At 45.4% G+C, this 16,478-nt stretch carries 13 protein-coding genes; 2 read left to right on the top strand and 11 right to left on the bottom strand.

What is annotated here, in order from left to right; all coding sequences use genetic code 11:
* Positions 1–107 precede the first annotated feature (107 nt).
* From AQR02_RS29120 to AQR02_RS29110, 3 genes are all read right to left on the bottom strand, one after another.
* A complete protein-coding gene (locus AQR02_RS29120; RefSeq protein ID WP_054943806.1) occupies positions 108–1,400 on the bottom strand; it encodes a carbohydrate-binding domain-containing protein in 1,293 nt (430 codons plus the stop codon).
* Positions 1,401–1,862: 462 nt separating this feature from the next.
* Positions 1,863–3,020, bottom strand: a complete 1,158-nt coding sequence (locus tag AQR02_RS29115) for a cobalamin-independent methionine synthase II family protein (RefSeq protein WP_054943805.1) — start codon at positions 3,018–3,020, stop codon at positions 1,863–1,865.
* A 127-nt stretch (positions 3,021–3,147) separates the two neighbouring features.
* Positions 3,148–3,942, bottom strand: a complete 795-nt coding sequence (locus AQR02_RS29110; protein WP_054943804.1) for a hypothetical protein — start codon at positions 3,940–3,942, stop codon at positions 3,148–3,150.
* A 334-nt stretch (positions 3,943–4,276) separates the two neighbouring features.
* On the opposite strand from AQR02_RS29110, the gene AQR02_RS35390 reads away from it, so the two are divergent.
* Entirely contained in the window at positions 4,277–4,366 is a 90-nt protein-coding gene (locus AQR02_RS35390; RefSeq protein ID WP_275262654.1) for a putative holin-like toxin, read from the top strand.
* A gap of 209 nt (positions 4,367–4,575) precedes the next feature.
* On the opposite strand, the gene AQR02_RS29105 is transcribed toward AQR02_RS35390, so the two are convergent.
* From AQR02_RS29105 to AQR02_RS29065, 8 genes are all read right to left on the bottom strand, one after another.
* Complete coding sequence (locus AQR02_RS29105) at positions 4,576–6,990, bottom strand: restriction endonuclease-like protein (RefSeq protein ID WP_054943803.1); 2,415 nt, start codon at positions 6,988–6,990, stop codon at positions 4,576–4,578.
* Positions 6,962–9,154 (bottom strand): McrB family protein, encoded by a 2,193-nt coding sequence (locus tag AQR02_RS29100; protein WP_054943802.1) that lies wholly within the window; start codon positions 9,152–9,154, stop codon positions 6,962–6,964. Before AQR02_RS29100 ends, AQR02_RS29105 begins: the two co-directional genes overlap by 29 nt.
* Before the next feature lie 33 nt (positions 9,155–9,187).
* The gene (locus tag AQR02_RS29095; RefSeq protein WP_054943801.1) at positions 9,188–9,886 is read right to left on the bottom strand and encodes a nuclease-related domain-containing protein; all 699 of its coding nucleotides are present in this window, start codon (positions 9,884–9,886) and stop codon (positions 9,188–9,190) included.
* A gap of 307 nt (positions 9,887–10,193) precedes the next feature.
* A complete protein-coding gene (locus AQR02_RS29090; RefSeq protein ID WP_054943800.1) occupies positions 10,194–10,820 on the bottom strand; it encodes a type 1 glutamine amidotransferase family protein in 627 nt (208 codons plus the stop codon).
* A gap of 114 nt (positions 10,821–10,934) precedes the next feature.
* Positions 10,935–11,897: a helix-turn-helix transcriptional regulator gene (locus tag AQR02_RS29085; protein WP_054943799.1), complete on the bottom strand. Its 963-nt coding sequence runs from the start codon at positions 11,895–11,897 to the stop codon at positions 10,935–10,937.
* Positions 11,898–11,958: 61 nt separating this feature from the next.
* Positions 11,959–12,528, bottom strand: coding sequence for an SF0329 family protein (locus AQR02_RS29080; protein WP_054943798.1), 570 nt, complete (start codon positions 12,526–12,528; stop codon positions 11,959–11,961).
* Positions 12,529–12,654: 126 nt separating this feature from the next.
* A protein-coding gene (locus AQR02_RS31695; RefSeq protein WP_245237791.1) for an IS1182 family transposase occupies positions 12,655–14,015 on the bottom strand; the annotation gives its coding sequence in 2 pieces (ribosomal slippage) (positions 12,655–13,445 and positions 13,445–14,015; 1,362 coding nt in all).
* A gap of 271 nt (positions 14,016–14,286) precedes the next feature.
* On the bottom strand, positions 14,287–15,276 hold the full coding sequence (locus AQR02_RS29065) for a tRNA dihydrouridine synthase (protein ID WP_054943796.1): 990 nt from the start codon (positions 15,274–15,276) through the stop codon (positions 14,287–14,289).
* Positions 15,277–15,501: 225 nt separating this feature from the next.
* Here AQR02_RS29065 and AQR02_RS29060 point away from each other — a divergent pair, with 225 nt between their 5' ends.
* Complete coding sequence (locus tag AQR02_RS29060; protein ID WP_054943795.1) at positions 15,502–16,428, top strand: reverse transcriptase domain-containing protein; 927 nt, start codon at positions 15,502–15,504, stop codon at positions 16,426–16,428.
* Positions 16,429–16,478 lie beyond the last annotated feature (50 nt).

Raw genomic sequence — 16,478 nt, 5'->3', positions numbered from 1 at the left:
GCCCGAAAGACCCTGTTCATTCAGGATCTCTCGGGCGTTTCATCTTATGATTGACTATGCATATGGGGAATACAGCTGGATCAGAGTTATGCCATGGCTTCTAAAGATTAATGGCCCATTCCTCCACCGCCGCCCATTCCGCCCCGGCCGCCACCGCCACCGCCGCGTGATTGCGTGATTTCAGTGATTTTTTCACCATTGACCGTAACAGTCCCGCCGTTTAATTGAGCTGTACCATCCGCATCAAAGGCGGAAGTGGCTTCTACGTTAATCGTTCCTCCATTAATCGAAATATCGCCGTTTGAATCAAATGCATCCGTATCACCGCTGCCCATACTTACATCGATGGTACCGCCATTGACTTCAATGGACACATTGGAACTCACTTTTTGTGAAGCATTAATGCCATCATTCTTCGCATACAGCTTGATCTGACCCTCATTGATCTTGATATTGTTGGCCTCGATGCCTTCTTCAGAGGTCTCAATGTTAATGGTACCGCCATCGATTTGAACAAGGTTGTTGCCGCGAATGGCATCATCAACAGCGGAGATATTCAATGTGCCGCCTTCAATATAGATATTACCAAGAGTAGCATCCTCCTCGTTTTCGCTTTGCAGGGCATCCTTACCCGAATCGATTGTAATCGTTCCATCATTGATCAGAATGGCATCATTAGCCTCTATCGCATCCGCTGCTGATTGAATGGTATACACGCCGCCAGTGATTTTGAGATCATCCTTGGAAGAAATCCCATTCCCTTGAGTCGATACAATATCTAACGTTCCGGTTCCATTCAGGGTCATATCAGCTCTTGAGAAAATAACCGCATCCAAATTGGTCTCCCCATCTGCCACATAGCTTCCAGAAACCTCCATGTAGTTCTCACTGCCGGTGGATGTAACGAATACTTTATCCGCTGCTTTCACATAAATGGCGGGTGAATCATTATTCGTTATACTGACGCCATCAAGGACGATTTGAACCTTCGCATCATCGGCAGCTTCTACTACTACCGTCACATTCTCAACCTCACCGCTTAAGACATAGACGCCTTCCGTACTGAGTGTCACATCCTGATTGCTTACCAATTTCATTTGTGTTGCCGCCGTAAGATCCGCCGACTGTTCCAAATCCCGGTCACTGAATAATTCTGTTGTGTCCGTAGTGGAGGCTTCCGCTGCCGACGCTTCTGACGTTGACGGCGTTGACGATGTTGCTGAGTTTGCTGACGGTGCGCTTGACGCTACGGCCTGACTTGCTGTTTGTGTAGCTGTAACTGCAACCTCGCTGCTGACCTCCGCCTTCGAGCACCCCGCGACAGATAGGGCTAGTAATGCGGCTAAAGTAACGGCGCTTATGCTTTTCAGTTTTTCAGATTTCAGCTTGTTGTTTTTCATAAATTAACACTCCTCTATATTCAGTAGCAATCATCTGTTTTGTATTCAAAAAGCATTATCGCTTCCTGACTTGTTCAAATCATAATACATAGAACTTAAGTGAAACTTAAATCCCGTGTGCTAAATACAGATTTCTATCAAATAAAAAAGACTGCCGACAATACCTCGGACAGTCTAAGAACGGGAAGCTTCCCTATTTAACTATATAGATTGAGCTAATTATTTTTCTTCTATTTTGGGTTATCCGTGACTCCAGAGAATGTTTGGACTTCCGGCCGCTGTTGTCTTCAGATTTCTTGATTCGAACCGCTATTTGCGGTAGAAATCCAAAGACAGCTTATGCTTCCGTAGAGAGCTTTTCTTTGAAAAGCTTTCAGGCGGACGCTACCGCTCCTACAGTTCCAAAATTCCCCTCCGCCACTCTTCCCTTAATTTACATTTTCAAGTTCAAACAGTTCAATATTAACCCCAATATTGCAGGGCAATCTGTTGTCCTTGGTTAATCTTCGCCCATTGTTCCTCTTCCGTTAATTCATTACCGCCATCACAGGACGCAAAACCGCATTGATGAGATAGCAATAACCGGTCCTTATCAATAATTTTCGAGGCTTCATCCAGCATTTGAACTACACGGGCCTCATCGTCCAGCGTACTTGTTTTGGAAGATAACAATCCAAGCACAATTTCCGTCTCCGGCTTATCCTTAAACACCGCAAGCGCCTCAAGTGAGCCTGCACGGTCATCATCCCATTCCAGGAAAAAGCGGTCGTACTTCAGCTGCTTCAAGAACAGATTCGCAATTTTGGCATAGGAGCCGCCGCCCATATTACGGGAATCATAGTTACCGCGGCAGTTATGCGTCCACATTTTGAGGCCTAGGCTATGCCCGTAATCAATAATGGTATTGTTAATATCAATAAATTCTGCAGCCAGCGCCTGTACTTCCTCTTGATTGATATTCTCGCCAGTATATGGAGAGTTCGGGTTATCATCGGCGAATAGCTCCCATAAGCAATCGTCGAATTGCAGAATTTGTCCTCCGGCAGCAGCGAATTCCCCGACGAAATCCTTATAAGCCTTAACCAGACCGTCTCTAAGCTCATGTCTGTCCTTATAAACAGCCTCTGTGCCGCCAATGTTATCTGACCACGACAGCTCCCCAAAAATATGGGATGGAGAAGGCACGCACAGCTTGGTTTCACGGTCGCCCGCAAGGGCTTGGAGCTTCCTATAGGCCTGAATAAAATGATGGTTCTTCCCGCCCAATTCACCTGTAATACGCAGACCAATATCTTTTCTGGTCTCATATTTGGAAGTTCCATCGGTATCTCTGAAGAAATATCCATGATCCGCAATATAGCGGTCAATCCCCTGGAAGCCCCAGACAAAGTCCAGATGCCACATCGATTTGGAATATTCCCCATCCGTAAGCACGGACAAGCCATTGTTAATTTCTTTATCGACTACAGCCTGAATCGCATCCGCTTCACACTGCTCATACCCCTGAAAGTCCTGGTAAAAAGGGTACTGGATATCATCACGATGCTCAATCTGATGTTTAAATTCTAATAAATTCGACGGACGCAGCAGACTGCCTACGATTTGAAATCTATTACACATGAACATTCCTCCTCAATCGCTTGCTCTATTGCTCTGATTCTAGCATGGAGGATTATCATCTACATAACACTTAAAAGTGATATCTGGTTATAGGTAAAAGGTATAGTGAAGGTACGGGCTTAGACAATCATAAAAATGCACCAAAATAAAACTCCAGCGCTTCCTGAGAATAGCCGTCGTCCCCCTGCCACTCCGCCATAGAGCGAAAATCAGAACTCCCGCCTCTGCCCTTACGGGGTGTATCACGCGGTACCAGTAGTCCGGCATAGCCCCATATCTCCATCAGCACATCCCGTTCATTCTTACTGGAGGGAACCACGTCCTTCCACCGCTTCTCCAGCATCCGTGCACTCTCATGATCCGCACAGTTTTGAATCGCTTCTAGCATTCCTGAGAGTATGGCAGCATCCTCGGCGGTACTCTCGAAATGGTCCTCTTTACTGAATAATTCGAGATCCATCCAGCAATATAAAAGCCAGTTCAGACGAATCCCGCCCCATTTGACCCGTTCAAAATTCAGCACATTTAAATCATTATTTACATATTCACGGTCTGACATTAGTCTGTGAAAATTACAATCCCCACAGCTGCTGTAATTGGGCCGAACTGAACTACGCTGCTCATAGGTATGCACAGGTAAACCGGAAGTCAGGGCCCAGCTTGAAAGGGCACTCCGCAAATGGACTTTTTTCGTCGACAGACTGTGCAGGAACGCTGCAGCTACCCGCTCCTTGGTGATCGTTTGACGCAGTTCATGCAGCCGATGGATGATCTCGTCATGAGTAATGGATACCGGATCGAACATCAACCCTTTGCTTTTGGCATAGACGAAATCCTCCCCGGCAAAGGCATCCGGAGTAGCCTTCCAACCAGCTGAAGTCCAGAAGGTGTTCATTAGGATTTTTTTTGCTTTTTTATCCATTGGGTCACTTCCTTGGAATGAGTTGATACTATTAGTTATAACCCAGCTACCGGATCATCCAGCCTTCTGCGGTTACAAGCAAGAACTTATTCAAATATTCCAGAGACTTAGTTCTATAGTTTCTCTGCAATTACCTGCTTGCAAGATGCTCATGGCAATGGTATGCAGATAGAATGAAAACGAAAAAAGACGTACAGCCGACTCAGCCGAAACATCTTTTTAAGGCGAATTATCACGAATCGCCAAGTATTCAATATTTTCCATTCATGGTATAATCGCAGAAGCAATAGAAAGGCTTATATGGGCGGTCGGCTAATCTCCCGGAAGGGAGGTGATGCCTGTGGAGGTTTATCAAGCGTTGTCCCTGATGTTCATGTTCGGCATGTTCATTCTGGCTCTGCTAACTTACCTCAAAAAGAAATAGACCGCCCTTCTCAAGGGAAGCGGTCTATTCTTTGACTGGTTTACCTGTTTAAAGCCTCCGCCCTTAAAAGCGGCTATTGCGCAGAGAGTCGTGTTACCAGCACGGCTCTCTTTGCCATTGTACGCTGTTTCTGAGTTCATTATACCATGATGACAATGTTTTACAACTCATAACACAACTATGCTCTCACTTTCATCTTATATTCCATTCTATATATTCCTCACTTCCACAACCTTCCCCAAATCCACATATTGCTCATGATCCAGCTTCACTTGCACTCTGCCCTTACGGCGTTTCTCCCGCCATTCCCGCAGCTCTTCCTCCGTTTCCAGACGGAGCTCGGCTATCTCCAGGGCCCGGTCCAGGATGTATTTACTGGTATAGAGCACCGTGTAGATCCCTTGACCTCCTAATGTAATAGGAGCGGCTAAGCTCTTCCATTCATCAACCGTAAATCGCACGTACAGCTCTTCCTCGGTACCCGGGCGACAAGGGACTTCCTTGATCTCCTTACGCCTCAGCACCTTCCAATCCGCTACCTTCCCTACCCAGTGAATGCCTGTTTTTGCGGGGTCCGTAAACTTCTTTCTGGATTGGCACATCGCTACGTATTCGAGCTGGGTGAGTATCTTTACATCTGAAAGGTTTTTTAGTGGCATATGATAAAAAGCCTTCCGCAACGCCACCTCCACCTGCTCCGGTCCACGGACAGAGCCGACCAGCACATTTTTACCCGCAAGCTGATTGGCATAGTATTCTCTCGTCCCCCGTGGACGTGTGGAGCGCTCAAAAGCTTTTTCCGGACTATCCTGAATAATCTCATCCAAGAATTGCTCCACCAGACTTGTGGAATTCGGTAGGAACGGTAACGCGCCGATATTCAATAGCTCGATGCTTTTGTAAAAATGGTGTGCCTTGTACCGCTCCTCATCCGGATAGGGGAATAACACATAGGCTCCAAACATACTTCGCTCATATTCTCCTGAGCCCTTCTCCTGGTACACAATCGCGTCCCGATACCGATGCATCGTGTTAATGTCATCCTCTTCAGGCCCAGGCTGACCATATTTCTGACGATAAGAAGTGCCCTCATAGGCTGGATTTAAGCGGTATTTCGCATCAAAAACATACTTATACTCTTTGACTCTGCCCGCATCCTTCTTCTTCAGAGTCAGTACATTATCCGGCCTTTGACTGAGCGTCGGGGTCTTATCCGAGCCGGGAATCGCATTATAATACAGGATGAACTGCTCTCCGTTGACTGGATTCTCATAGACCATCTTAGCGCTCTGCGAGCGATCCAGCGTAACAAAGATACCGTTCCGATTCACCTTAATAATATCCTGCTTCACTAGCTTATACTTCTGCCCCAGGAGCTGATTCAGCTTGAGGAAGCACCAATACTCATAGAGCTGAGCAACATCCTTCATCGATAAGCGGAACAGGTCGCCTTGGATAGACAGGCCTTTAAGCAGCATCAGATAACAGCGATAGACCTCGCGGTATCCAGGGGCCATCTGCAGCACAAGCGTAACGGACATCTGCTTCAGCACTCCAGCCTCACGCAAGAAATCCATTTTGAGCACTCGCTCTAGCTGGGTGAGCATAGCATCTAATCTTTTGATCAGTAATGGATCTGGAGTTCTACTGTTCATCTTCCAGCGACCCTTGAGCTCCTTCAGCTTCCCATGAATACGTTCTAGCATCCAGCGGATAAACCGGTTCTCATTCGTATCATAAGCGAGCCGTTTTCGTGTCTCTATTAAATGTGTGGCTGTGTAATTTCGGCTGCCGATGGTCAAGAACCCATGGTTCGGATCTTCTCTCAATCGTTCGGGATGCTTCGCGAGCTCACGGATATTCTCTCTTCCGGCCTTTTTGACCCGATTGGCATCCACTAGTCGGTGATCCTGGAGCAGCGCGTAATTAGGATTCTTGTTAATCCGCTCGGCCGCATCCAAAAGCTGTCTAAAGATATGCTGTAGTATGGTGAAGAACTCCGTCAGGCTCTGATGCTGCGTCTCCCTCAGACCTGTTAGCTGATAGGTTCGACGCAAAAAATCAAAGGCCAAATTATAAATCTGCGCGTTCACTTCATTCAAAATATTCTGGTAATCCAGCTTGTAATCCATCTTAGAGGGGAAAATCTCCATCTCTACCCGCAGTAAAGTCTGTCCGCTGCTTCGGACCTCCCACTCCGTCAACCCAACCTCATTCCCAAAGTTCAGAACACCCGCAAGAATAGAGTCCCCTAGAGGCTTAACCGCCTGCCGCAGCAGCACATTCTCATGATAAAAAGAAAGGCTATCCGCGCTCTTGTTCTGGATAACCAGTTCATACGATTGGGTCTCATAAAAACATGGAAATATAGACTTCCCCGGCTGCCACTCCACCATCCCGCCCCTCTCAGGTGAAAAGACTTTAATCTGCACATTACCCAGCCGTTCGGAGCAATCAAGCCCAAGCTGTGCATTCACCCACTCCTGACTAGAGGAACGATGAAGCTGCAAGGTCTCTACCGTAGGATGATAAGGCCGTCCTTGGAGAAAAAGCGTAAAAAGCTCCGTTTCTACACGGAGCAACTCAGCCGTCCCATTAAGAGAGCCAGAATGAGGTGAATCCATCTTCCTCCAGCCTCCTGAGCATAAAAGCCAATTTACGAGCACTTTGCGGATGTTTGGCCGTAGGCGGAGTTTGCCCAGCAGCCCATCTCATATAGAGCGGAGTAGCATCCTCCATGAGATCATCAATATTAACCGTCACGCCAGCCCCACTACCAATAGCACCCTTAATCAAGTTCAACAGGACTCGGCGAACCGAGGAGTGGCTCCCTTGGATGCGCGGCAGTATCTTTTGCAGCAGCTGCCAGTCAAAAGCTTCTTCCTCACTCATCAGCTTGTACCGATCGTTATAAATCATATAGAAGCAAATCGCATCCCGCACCCGAAAGCCCACATGAGCATGAATATCCTCAAGCAAGGCATTGATCTTAACCAATCTCTCTGTCGTCCGGACAACGAGCTCTTTGTTGGTATCATAGGCATCTACCAGTTGCAAATAATCGGAGCGCAGAAAAAGATGATTCAGCTCGGCAGCGTCAGCACCTTCACTAGCCTCTACCTGCTCACCCAAATCTCCTGGATACTGCTGCAGATTGATGTAATTGAACTCTAAGGTGCTTGCGCGGTCGAGTACTTTTTTGCTAAAAGGATGTGTCGTCTCGTCCATATTCACCGTCCCGATCAAGAACACATTCTCCGGGATGCCAAGACGGCCATACTCCACTTGATCCTCAAGCGTATCCAGCAAGGTAGGAGCGATAAGGTCCTGCGTCGTAATCCTTCCCTCCCGCCATTCCTGTGTTTCCAGCACACTTAACAGATCACTGAAATAATGCTCCACCCGTGCCAAATTCATCTCATCCAGGCAGATAAAATATGGCTTGTACTGATTCTCCGGCTTCCGCGCCTCCACGAACACCTTCGTAATCGGACCAGGTTGGAACCTACCCGAAAGATCCTTATACCCCAGCAGATCCGCAGGATCGCTCCAATCCGGCCGGACTGGGATCAAGGTAAACTGACCGTTATCCCTCGTTGCACCAAGAGCATCTGCAAACAGCTTCACCAGCCGAGTCTTCCCCGTGCCCGATATACCCGCCAAAATGACAAAAGGCTTGGCCTTCAGCGAAAGGTAAAAGTTCTCGATAAGGTGCTCAGGGAAGAAGAAGCCTTGGCGGCGGATGTGGGATTGGATTTGGTGGAGGATTGTTGGAATCGTAGAATCTGACGGCGGTAACATAGGAATCACCTCATGCGAGCTCTCCATATTGGAGGTAGCCTCATCTTGATCTAGAATGGTAAAGTCAGGCCAATTCAATTCTGCCGTGAGCGACTGAAGCACTTGAAGACCTTGTCTGGAAAAGCGGAACAAATACCCTTGATTCACTCCACCTCCAGAATGAAGCGGACCTTGGGTTAAGTTCAGTTGCATAATTTGCTGATTAAACTGTTGTAGCGCAATAGGCGGACTGAGCTCCACATACTCCGTTCGAACCAATCGTCCTTCTTCTTGCCAGTTCGTATTGGCCATGGAGCCTGGTTTTGGTGCTTGCACCGCCGCATCCGTTACCTGGCTAACATAACGAATAGCTTTATTTGAGTAATGGAGAATGATATCTCCTTGTTTAACTTCCTTCATCGTCTCCCAATGATATAGCTTTCGGCCTTGAGTATTCAGTAGGGGTGCCCACAGAATTCCCTCTTCCTTCTCCGCTTGAATGGTGGTTCCCTGATTGACCCACCATACATTAGGCTTCGACTTAAACGTTATAAAGTCTAAACGATATTCGAAAGGAACGCCTGTCGCAAAAAAATCTATGTATTCCGCTTGATCTTCAGGAACGACAACCTGAGGTTTCTTCGCATCATCTGCTAGTTGATTCGTTCTCTCTTGCATAATGTAGGAATAGGAATGCTTGAAGGTTTCAATTAACAAATCCTTCAACGTTTGATTTCCGTTATAGCGGAGTTGAAGAGCTTCCCGACTAGCCGATACTTGATCAATTTTGAATAATGTGGCTTCATAGTTTCGATCATCATAGATGAGCTTAACCTTTATTCCTTCACCCAAATTAGGCTGCTCGCCTTGATTAGCTTCCAAAAAATCCGGATGAAACTCAACAGGAATATGAGTGCCATCGCGAAAAATTGAAAAGTCGACTTTCTTGCGACCGATTAGGTTAGGGATCTCTGTATCCTTCCACCAGCTTCGTAGTTGTTTGATCATTTCTGTTAACTCCTTAGTCCAATGATAGGTAACTTACAGGTTCTTCTCGGTCTTTTGCTTTATTCTCTGTACATGAAGCTTGCGAATCTCGGCATCAGTGATATTAGCCTGAACCAACTGATCGTATATCGTTTGTACCTGCGCTGCAGAAATAGGAGGTTCTGGAGTTCCCGTTTTCAAACTGATCAGCTTCCTAGAGATAAACTCACTTAGTTCAACATCATAGACAACCAGTTCGTCCGAGTGGATTTTCCGAAGCTCCGGATCAATACTGAACCGACATCTCATCGTGAATGAAACCATAGAGACAAATTTCACTGCCGCTACACCTTTTGTCAAACTCTCGATGGCCTTTATATGTCCATAGTTTTGCTTCAGCGGATTATACATCTTGTAACGGTTACTCACTGACCACTGTTGATCCGTTCGTCCACCTTTAATTTCACCATTATAGTTTTTAGTTTCAATGACAAATAAGCAATACGGGGAAAGTACAATATGATCAATCTGAGCGTAGCCTGTTCGAGATTTCGGATTAGGGAGCAATAAATCACTTAACGATTTACACTCTTTAGGGAGCTGGTCAAGTTGAATATTGATTTTATGCTCGCCTAATTCTCCAATTCGCGTGGAAGCAACCTTCGGTTTCGACTTGTGAGTTGGTGCCTTACGCACAGCTTGGGGCGGCTTAGTGTCGGATCTTTTGAAAAGAGACAATAGCGCTTTAAACATAGCAAAACCTCGTATCATCTAGATTTACATTATGTATGGTTATTCGACAATATGGGAATGTATCCCTTCCAAACATACACACAAGAAAAAGAACTGTCGCATGGACAGTCCAAAAGTTTGTCATATCAAAAACCGCTCTATAAATACAGGACAAATCTTTATCCCGAAATAGTAAACTAACCTGTTCATGCCCTTACTTCTTTTCACTTACAACATGTTAAAGCAAAGTATATCACAACCCCGTGACAAGCATACTCACCCAATAGATTCAAAAAAAGAAGGGGCGCCCCCCTCCCTGCTCATACCTTCACTGGATTGAATTCATCAACTCATAGAAATATTTGGATTCATGACTCTTATTAAGACTATACCAGGCATCTAATGTTTGTGAAGAAAACACACCCATAGCCTTCAAGACGTGAACAGAAAATTCCAACGGAGCTATTCCAGATGCAGTGATCAGTTTTCCATCAGTTACAGCAGACCCCATTTTGAAATACTTTTCGCCTGTGTAAGTGGGACAGATCATTTTAAGGTATTCCAGATCATTGCTTGTATGCGGGCGTGAATTCAGCAATCCTGCCTGGGCAAGTCCCATTGTAGCACCACAAATCGCCGCAACCAATGTACCTTCCTTTAAGCACCTCTCTACGATTGTTAAGATGGGCTCATGAATGGTTTCTGTCCATGTCTCTCCACCGGGTAAAATCAAGGTATCTGTGCTTTCAATGCTGCACTCATCCAGCTTGATGTCAGGCAGTATTGTAAGTCCGCCCATTGTAGTTACAGGAGTTTTTTCAATTCCCACGGTAACTATTTTTGATGGGGCCAGCCCCTTTTTATAGTATCTTCCCGTGTTCAGTTCGGCTGTTAAGTAACCTATTTCCCAGTCTGCCATTGTGTCAAAGACATAAAGATATATCGTATTATTCATTTGCTATTTTCTCCTTATTTTACAACTCATCAAGTGCTACCAGGCATCCATCGGTAATCAATGATTATCCTCATTATAAAATAGCTTCACTGACATCTACTGTCAGTGAAGCTATTAAAGTTGATAATATTCCACTAACTCCGACGCAACAGCAACAAGTTTTTCCTTCAAACTCTGCGGTTCGATTACCTGAATGGATTTCCCGTAGGTTAGGAGAAGATAAGGGACATATGTATGAATTGATTGTTCCTCAAGTAAAAAGATAGCCTGATTTGATGTCCTCTCTTTCAGATGATGCCCCAAAAACCAATGCAGGCATAAGTCATCCAATGCCTCTGACCCGCCTTTGACAGTTAAAGAAATTAATCCGTCCTTGCCCACTACATCAGGTAACAGATGTTGCTTAAAAAATTCACGGGCCGAAAAAGCTTCGGAACGCTTAAATATCATTTGAGTACGCTTGATTTGTAGAATCCGATCTGCCCTAAAGCAGCGCATCTCATTCCTTAGGTGGCAAAATGCAACAATATACCATTTATTGTTCCAGTAAACCATTCCATAGGGGTCTATCACCCTATTCTCGGGTTGTTCTTTATGCCTTGTGCAATAATCAATTTCTACAGAGAATTCGTTTGCTACAGCTTGCTCCAATTCCGCCAATACCGGCTGAACAGAAGGGTCTCCCATACGGTTTATAACTTCAAATCCGGCTAAATGACGGCTAAGTATACTTTCCTGCTCCTGATTCGAATACATTTTCAATTTTGATGTTGCATTGCCTAAGGCCTCACTCAAAGGGTATCCGGCTTCTTTTGCAAAAACAGCAGCATGAAGGAGTGCCTTTTTTTCCTCAATATCAAATAGCAGAGGTGCTCTGATAAAATTATTCAGCAAGCTATACCCGCCATTATGACCTGTATCGGATATGATAGGCACTCCACTGGCACATAGTGCATCAATATACCGATAAACTGTCCGTATATTTATTTCTAACTTTTCGGATATTTGTTTTGCAGTCAATTTCACACCCGAATTCAGCATCCAAAGAATGGCCAGCATATTATCGTTTTTTGGCATAACATAAACCCTCATCCCATATTCATCAATCTTTCAGCCTTTCAATCCTCACGCATTTACTTCATAATGTACCACGCCGTAGTTCATAAAAATACTGCACAACCGGATGCTTTAACTTCATCTTCTCAGCCATGCTCAAGATCCGCTTTTTGCCGACTCGTCTATCCACCAAAGCCAGAATATTCAGCACCATATCATCGCTCTCTATGCTCTCCTCTATAGGAGTAGTTAAAAACTTATTAGCCACCACGATAAAATTCGACTTACTTAATGCAGCCTGGGCTGACAAAAGCTCTTTTGCATGTTCGGAACTTTTTCTGCTTCTGGCCATTACGATTAAGCGGTCCTCTGGCACTGGCCCCTTGGTAGCTTGTCTGACCGCTTCAATGTCGCTACTTGCGATAGGAATCTGGATATCCGGATCATTCTTAATCTCCAGCTCAGTCTGATACCATCTGATAGGGTTACTTTTATCACTCATATTGAGCACGTTCTTTTTATCTACCGAAATATAACAAATCCCTGATTTATCAGGCAGATAACGGTAACCGGGTGCGCGGTATTCTACCCTTCCATGTAACGCAGGGCTGAGAAAGCCCTCCAGTTGCTGCTTCAATTTGCTCCAGGACATGTGATCCCTCCATAAATAAATAACCCCACAAAGTGGGGCTCAGATTGTCGAGAAACCCAGGTCATTTTTACGACCTTGGGTTTCTTTTTACGTTCAGGCAGAAGTTACAATCGGAAAACGAGGGGATTACCCCCGTTTTTCTAGGCGATCCAAGTGGATCGCCATCTTCTTCATGTTCTGCACGGCTGCCGTCATCAGTGCTTGTTCCCTGACGTTTGGAAGTCCGCGCAAACGGCAATAGCGAAACCCATGGAGCTCTTTAGCATCCGCGAAGCTTCGCTCAATCGTCTCTTTTCGTTTGCGGTATAACTTCTTGCCGGACTTACTTAGCCGGTTATTTCGCACCCATTCTTTGCTGTCCTCCCAGACATGCCGCGTCACTACCTTTCGGTGGTTTCGGGACTGCGTGCATTGACCCAGCAGCGGACAATTTTTGCACTGTTCGGGATCGGAAGCATACTGCCGGTAGCCCTTTCGGTCGGTGGTTCGGTAATTTAATTCGTGACTCGCTGGACAAATATACAGATTTCGCTCGGCATCAAAGGTGAACTTCCATTTTGGAAACAATCCTTGCTTGGGATGAAATCTTCGGTGAGCGATCACCGCGAAAATCTTTCGGCTTTGTAGTCCTCTGCAAATGGGCGTCGTTAAATAACCCGAATCTAGCGCAACGGCTTCAACGTTAAATTCAAATCGTTCTTGCTGGCGATCTAAACGCGACAAATAGGGCACGGAGTCATGGACATTTCCGGGCGTAACATGCACATCGGTTATGAGATTGTATTTCGTATCCACCGTTCGGTGGTCCAGATAAAAGAAGCCCTCGGGTTTGCCGTCGCGAATCATATATCCACTATCGGGGTCGGTCTTGCTCACTTTTATTTCCTTTTCTTCATTCACTTCCTCTCTAGGTTTTAGGGCTTTTTTCCATGTGCCTTCCGGTCCTCGGCCACAGCAGCGTTGAGCTCGTCCACATAGTCCTTTGTATTTTGCAAAACCATTTGTTTGGTGTACTGGTGCTTATTCGCATTGGCTTTGACGTGAGTCGAATCCGTAACAAGGACACGTCCGCCGACCATTCGGTGTGAAATGGCTTGGAGAACAATCTCATCGAAAATATCCTGGAAGATATTCGTATCTTTAAACCGGGTCCGCCGGTTCCAGCTAATGGTCGTATGATCTGGAACCTTGTCCATCAGCCCCAGCCCTAAAAACCAGCGGTAGGCCAAATTGGTTTGGATCTCCCGCTCCAATTGACGTTCGGAACGAATACCGTAAAAGTATCCAAGAAAAATCATCTTAAACAAGATCACCGGATCGATGGCTGGACGACCGTTATCTGCGCAGTACAGGGGTCGAACTTTCTCATCGATAAATGAAAAATCAATATACTTATCTATTTTGCGGAGCAAGTGATCTCCGGGAACCAAATCTTCGATGGAAACAAACTCATAAGATTGTTGTTTTTCTCGGTTGGGACGCAACATTCAACACACCATCCGTTCTATAAATAGTTACCTATATTATACAACATTAACGCGGTGTCGTCTTAAATTAATTACACATAAATAAAGCTGTCGAGACGTTCTCGACAGCCTGAACCCCACAAAGTGGGGCTTTAGCTTCGAAGATGACTCAGGTACTTTGCGGGGACCCCAAAACATACAGAGGAAAGGCTTGCTGGCTCCGGGCTTGTCCCCTCTCCATTCCGCCGATCCTCAATCTTTTCGCGTCTTTTATCCATTTTAACTTGGCTGCTTAATCCTCACGTTCTTCCGCTATGTCATGCTCCTTGTTTCTAAATTCATCGAGCAGCGCCCGCACTTCACTTGTGGACTTAGTGTTCATTAAGTTATTTCTTAATTCACTTGCCCCGCGGAATCCGCGTACATAGATTTTGAAGAATCGTTGAAGAGGGCTGAACGAACGTGGTGCCTGTCCTGCGTATTGATCATAGAGATCCAGATGCAGCCTTAGCAGATCAAGCAATTCCTCACTGCTGTGCTCCTTCGGCTCCTGCTCAAAAGCAAACGGATTATGAAAAATTCCGCGTCCGATCATAATCCCATCCACACCGTACTGCTCAGCGAGCCTGAGGCCGGTCTGACGGTCAGGGATGTCCCCGTTAATGGTCAGCAGTGTGCCCGGTGCCACCTCATCACGAAGCTTCTTGATCTCCGGAATCAGCTCCCAGTGGGCATCTGCTTTGCTCATTTCTTCTCTGGTGCGCAGATGAATGGACAGATTCACAATGTCTTGCTGCAAAATATGGGTTAACCAGCCGCGCCATTCGTCGATGTCAGTGAAACCGAGCCTTGTTTTTACACTGACGGGCAGTCCCCCGGCTTTGGCAGCCTGGATAATCTCCGCTGCGAGTTCGGGACGGCAGATCAGGCCGCTTCCCTTCCCGTTCTCTGCTACATTCGCTACAGGACAGCCCATATTGATGTCGATGCCTTTGAAGCCTTCCTCTGCCATCCCGATGCTCATCTGACGGAAGTATTCCGGCTTGTCTCCCCAGATATGCGCTACAATGGGCTGTTCATCCTCTGTAAAAGTCAAACGCCCGCGCACTGCATGGTGCCCCTCCGGGTGACAATAGCTCTCTGTATTCGCAAACTCCGTAAAAAACACATCTGGTCTGGCAGCAATGCTTACGACATGGCGAAAAACAACATCCGTCACATCCTCCATGGGCGCCAGTATGAAAAAAGGACGTGGTAAATCACGCCAAAAATTATTTGTCATATTAATAACCTCTCTATAAATGCCGGGACACTCTTTATCCCGTAATAGTAAACTAACCTGTTTATTCCCTTGCTTCTTCACCTACAGCATGTTAAAGCAAAGTATATCATAATTTTATCTCTAAACGAAAAAGACGAACCCATGATAGGCTGCTACACAAGCAAAACAAACACCAGTACATATAACATTCTTATAGTTATCCATTGATCAATAAGGAGGGGGAAAATGGAGAGAACTGGACGATTTCAAATACCAAAGAAAGTATTCTGGGAGGCATTCAAACAATCAAAAAAAACCAAAGTAGTAGGCGTAGATGGTCAGACAATACAAAACTATAATCGGAATCGAATAAAACTTGTACATGAACAGTGGGATCAGATGACATCCGGCAATTATATTCCTTCCCCTGTTCGCAGGGTCTATATACGCAAAAAAAAGGGTGGATGGAGGCCTATAGGCATTCCAACTGTGAAAGATTTTATTGTACAAACTGTCTTAAAGAATAAACTTTCCCCCAAATTGGAGGTTCTCTTTCATCCGAACTCTTATGGGTATAAGCAAAAATCACAGGCACGGGAAGACGCTATAGAACTGGCCGGAAAACGGTGTTTACGATATGATTGGGCTCTTGTACTGGATATTGAAAAATTTGGCGATAACATTGACCATCAGATACTAATGAATATGTTAGAGAAACACATAAGGGATAAATGGGTATTGTTATACACACACCGAATGATGACAGCACCTGTCCAAACGAAAAACGGGGCATTAATCAAGACAAAGAAGGGGCTCGCACAAGGTAACAAACTAAACTTTTTACTGAACAACTTTTATTTGCACTATATATTTGATGAGTGGATGCAAAAGAATCATCCTAATATTCCTTTCGAACGTTACACTGATGATATAATTTGTCATTGCAAAAGTGAATCCAGCGCGAAAGAGTTACTGTCCCAAATCCAAGAAAGATTCAGAAATCACAAACTTGCCACCCATCCACAAAAAACTAAAATTGTTTATTGCAAAGATGCTAACCGAAAAGGAAACTATTCAAACGTGTCTTTCGAATTCTTAGGGTCCACTTTTTGTTCCCGTAAAATTAAATCCAAATCTGGAAACTATATTGCTCGCTTTATTCCTAAGTTATGATTTGAGTTAGGAGTATCGATTTAATTCAAAGTACAAAACTGCCTAATCCT

Origin of the sequence: Paenibacillus ihuae, assembly GCF_001368795.1 — a bacterium.
In the GTDB taxonomy this organism is placed as follows: domain Bacteria; phylum Bacillota; class Bacilli; order Paenibacillales; family Paenibacillaceae; genus Paenibacillus_AQ; species Paenibacillus_AQ ihuae.
The sequence above is the reverse complement of the archived record's forward strand: the minus strand, read 5'-3'. Positions and strand labels throughout refer to the sequence as shown.

Bases quoted from the DNA above. Each gene is read 5' to 3' on its own strand.
- AQR02_RS35390 (WP_275262654.1), top strand. From the start codon at position 4,277: ATGCCTGTGGAGGTTTATCAAGCGTTGTCCCTGATGTTCATGTTCGGC.
- AQR02_RS29105 (WP_054943803.1), bottom strand. From the start codon at position 6,990: ATGGATTCACCTCATTCTGGCTCTCTTAATGGGACGGCTGAGTTGCTC.
- AQR02_RS29115 (WP_054943805.1), bottom strand. From the start codon at position 3,020: ATGTGTAATAGATTTCAAATCGTAGGCAGTCTGCTGCGTCCGTCGAAT.
- AQR02_RS29080 (WP_054943798.1), bottom strand. From the start codon at position 12,528: ATGTCCTGGAGCAAATTGAAGCAGCAACTGGAGGGCTTTCTCAGCCCT.
- AQR02_RS29085 (WP_054943799.1), bottom strand. From the start codon at position 11,897: ATGCCAAAAAACGATAATATGCTGGCCATTCTTTGGATGCTGAATTCG.
- AQR02_RS29090 (WP_054943800.1), bottom strand. From the start codon at position 10,820: ATGAATAATACGATATATCTTTATGTCTTTGACACAATGGCAGACTGG.
- AQR02_RS29110 (WP_054943804.1), bottom strand. From the start codon at position 3,942: ATGGATAAAAAAGCAAAAAAAATCCTAATGAACACCTTCTGGACTTCA.
- AQR02_RS29060 (WP_054943795.1), top strand. From the start codon at position 15,502: ATGGAGAGAACTGGACGATTTCAAATACCAAAGAAAGTATTCTGGGAG.
- AQR02_RS29100 (WP_054943802.1), bottom strand. From the start codon at position 9,154: ATGATCAAACAACTACGAAGCTGGTGGAAGGATACAGAGATCCCTAAC.
- AQR02_RS29095 (WP_054943801.1), bottom strand. From the start codon at position 9,886: ATGTTTAAAGCGCTATTGTCTCTTTTCAAAAGATCCGACACTAAGCCG.
- AQR02_RS29065 (WP_054943796.1), bottom strand. From the start codon at position 15,276: ATGACAAATAATTTTTGGCGTGATTTACCACGTCCTTTTTTCATACTG.
- AQR02_RS29120 (WP_054943806.1), bottom strand. From the start codon at position 1,400: ATGAAAAACAACAAGCTGAAATCTGAAAAACTGAAAAGCATAAGCGCC.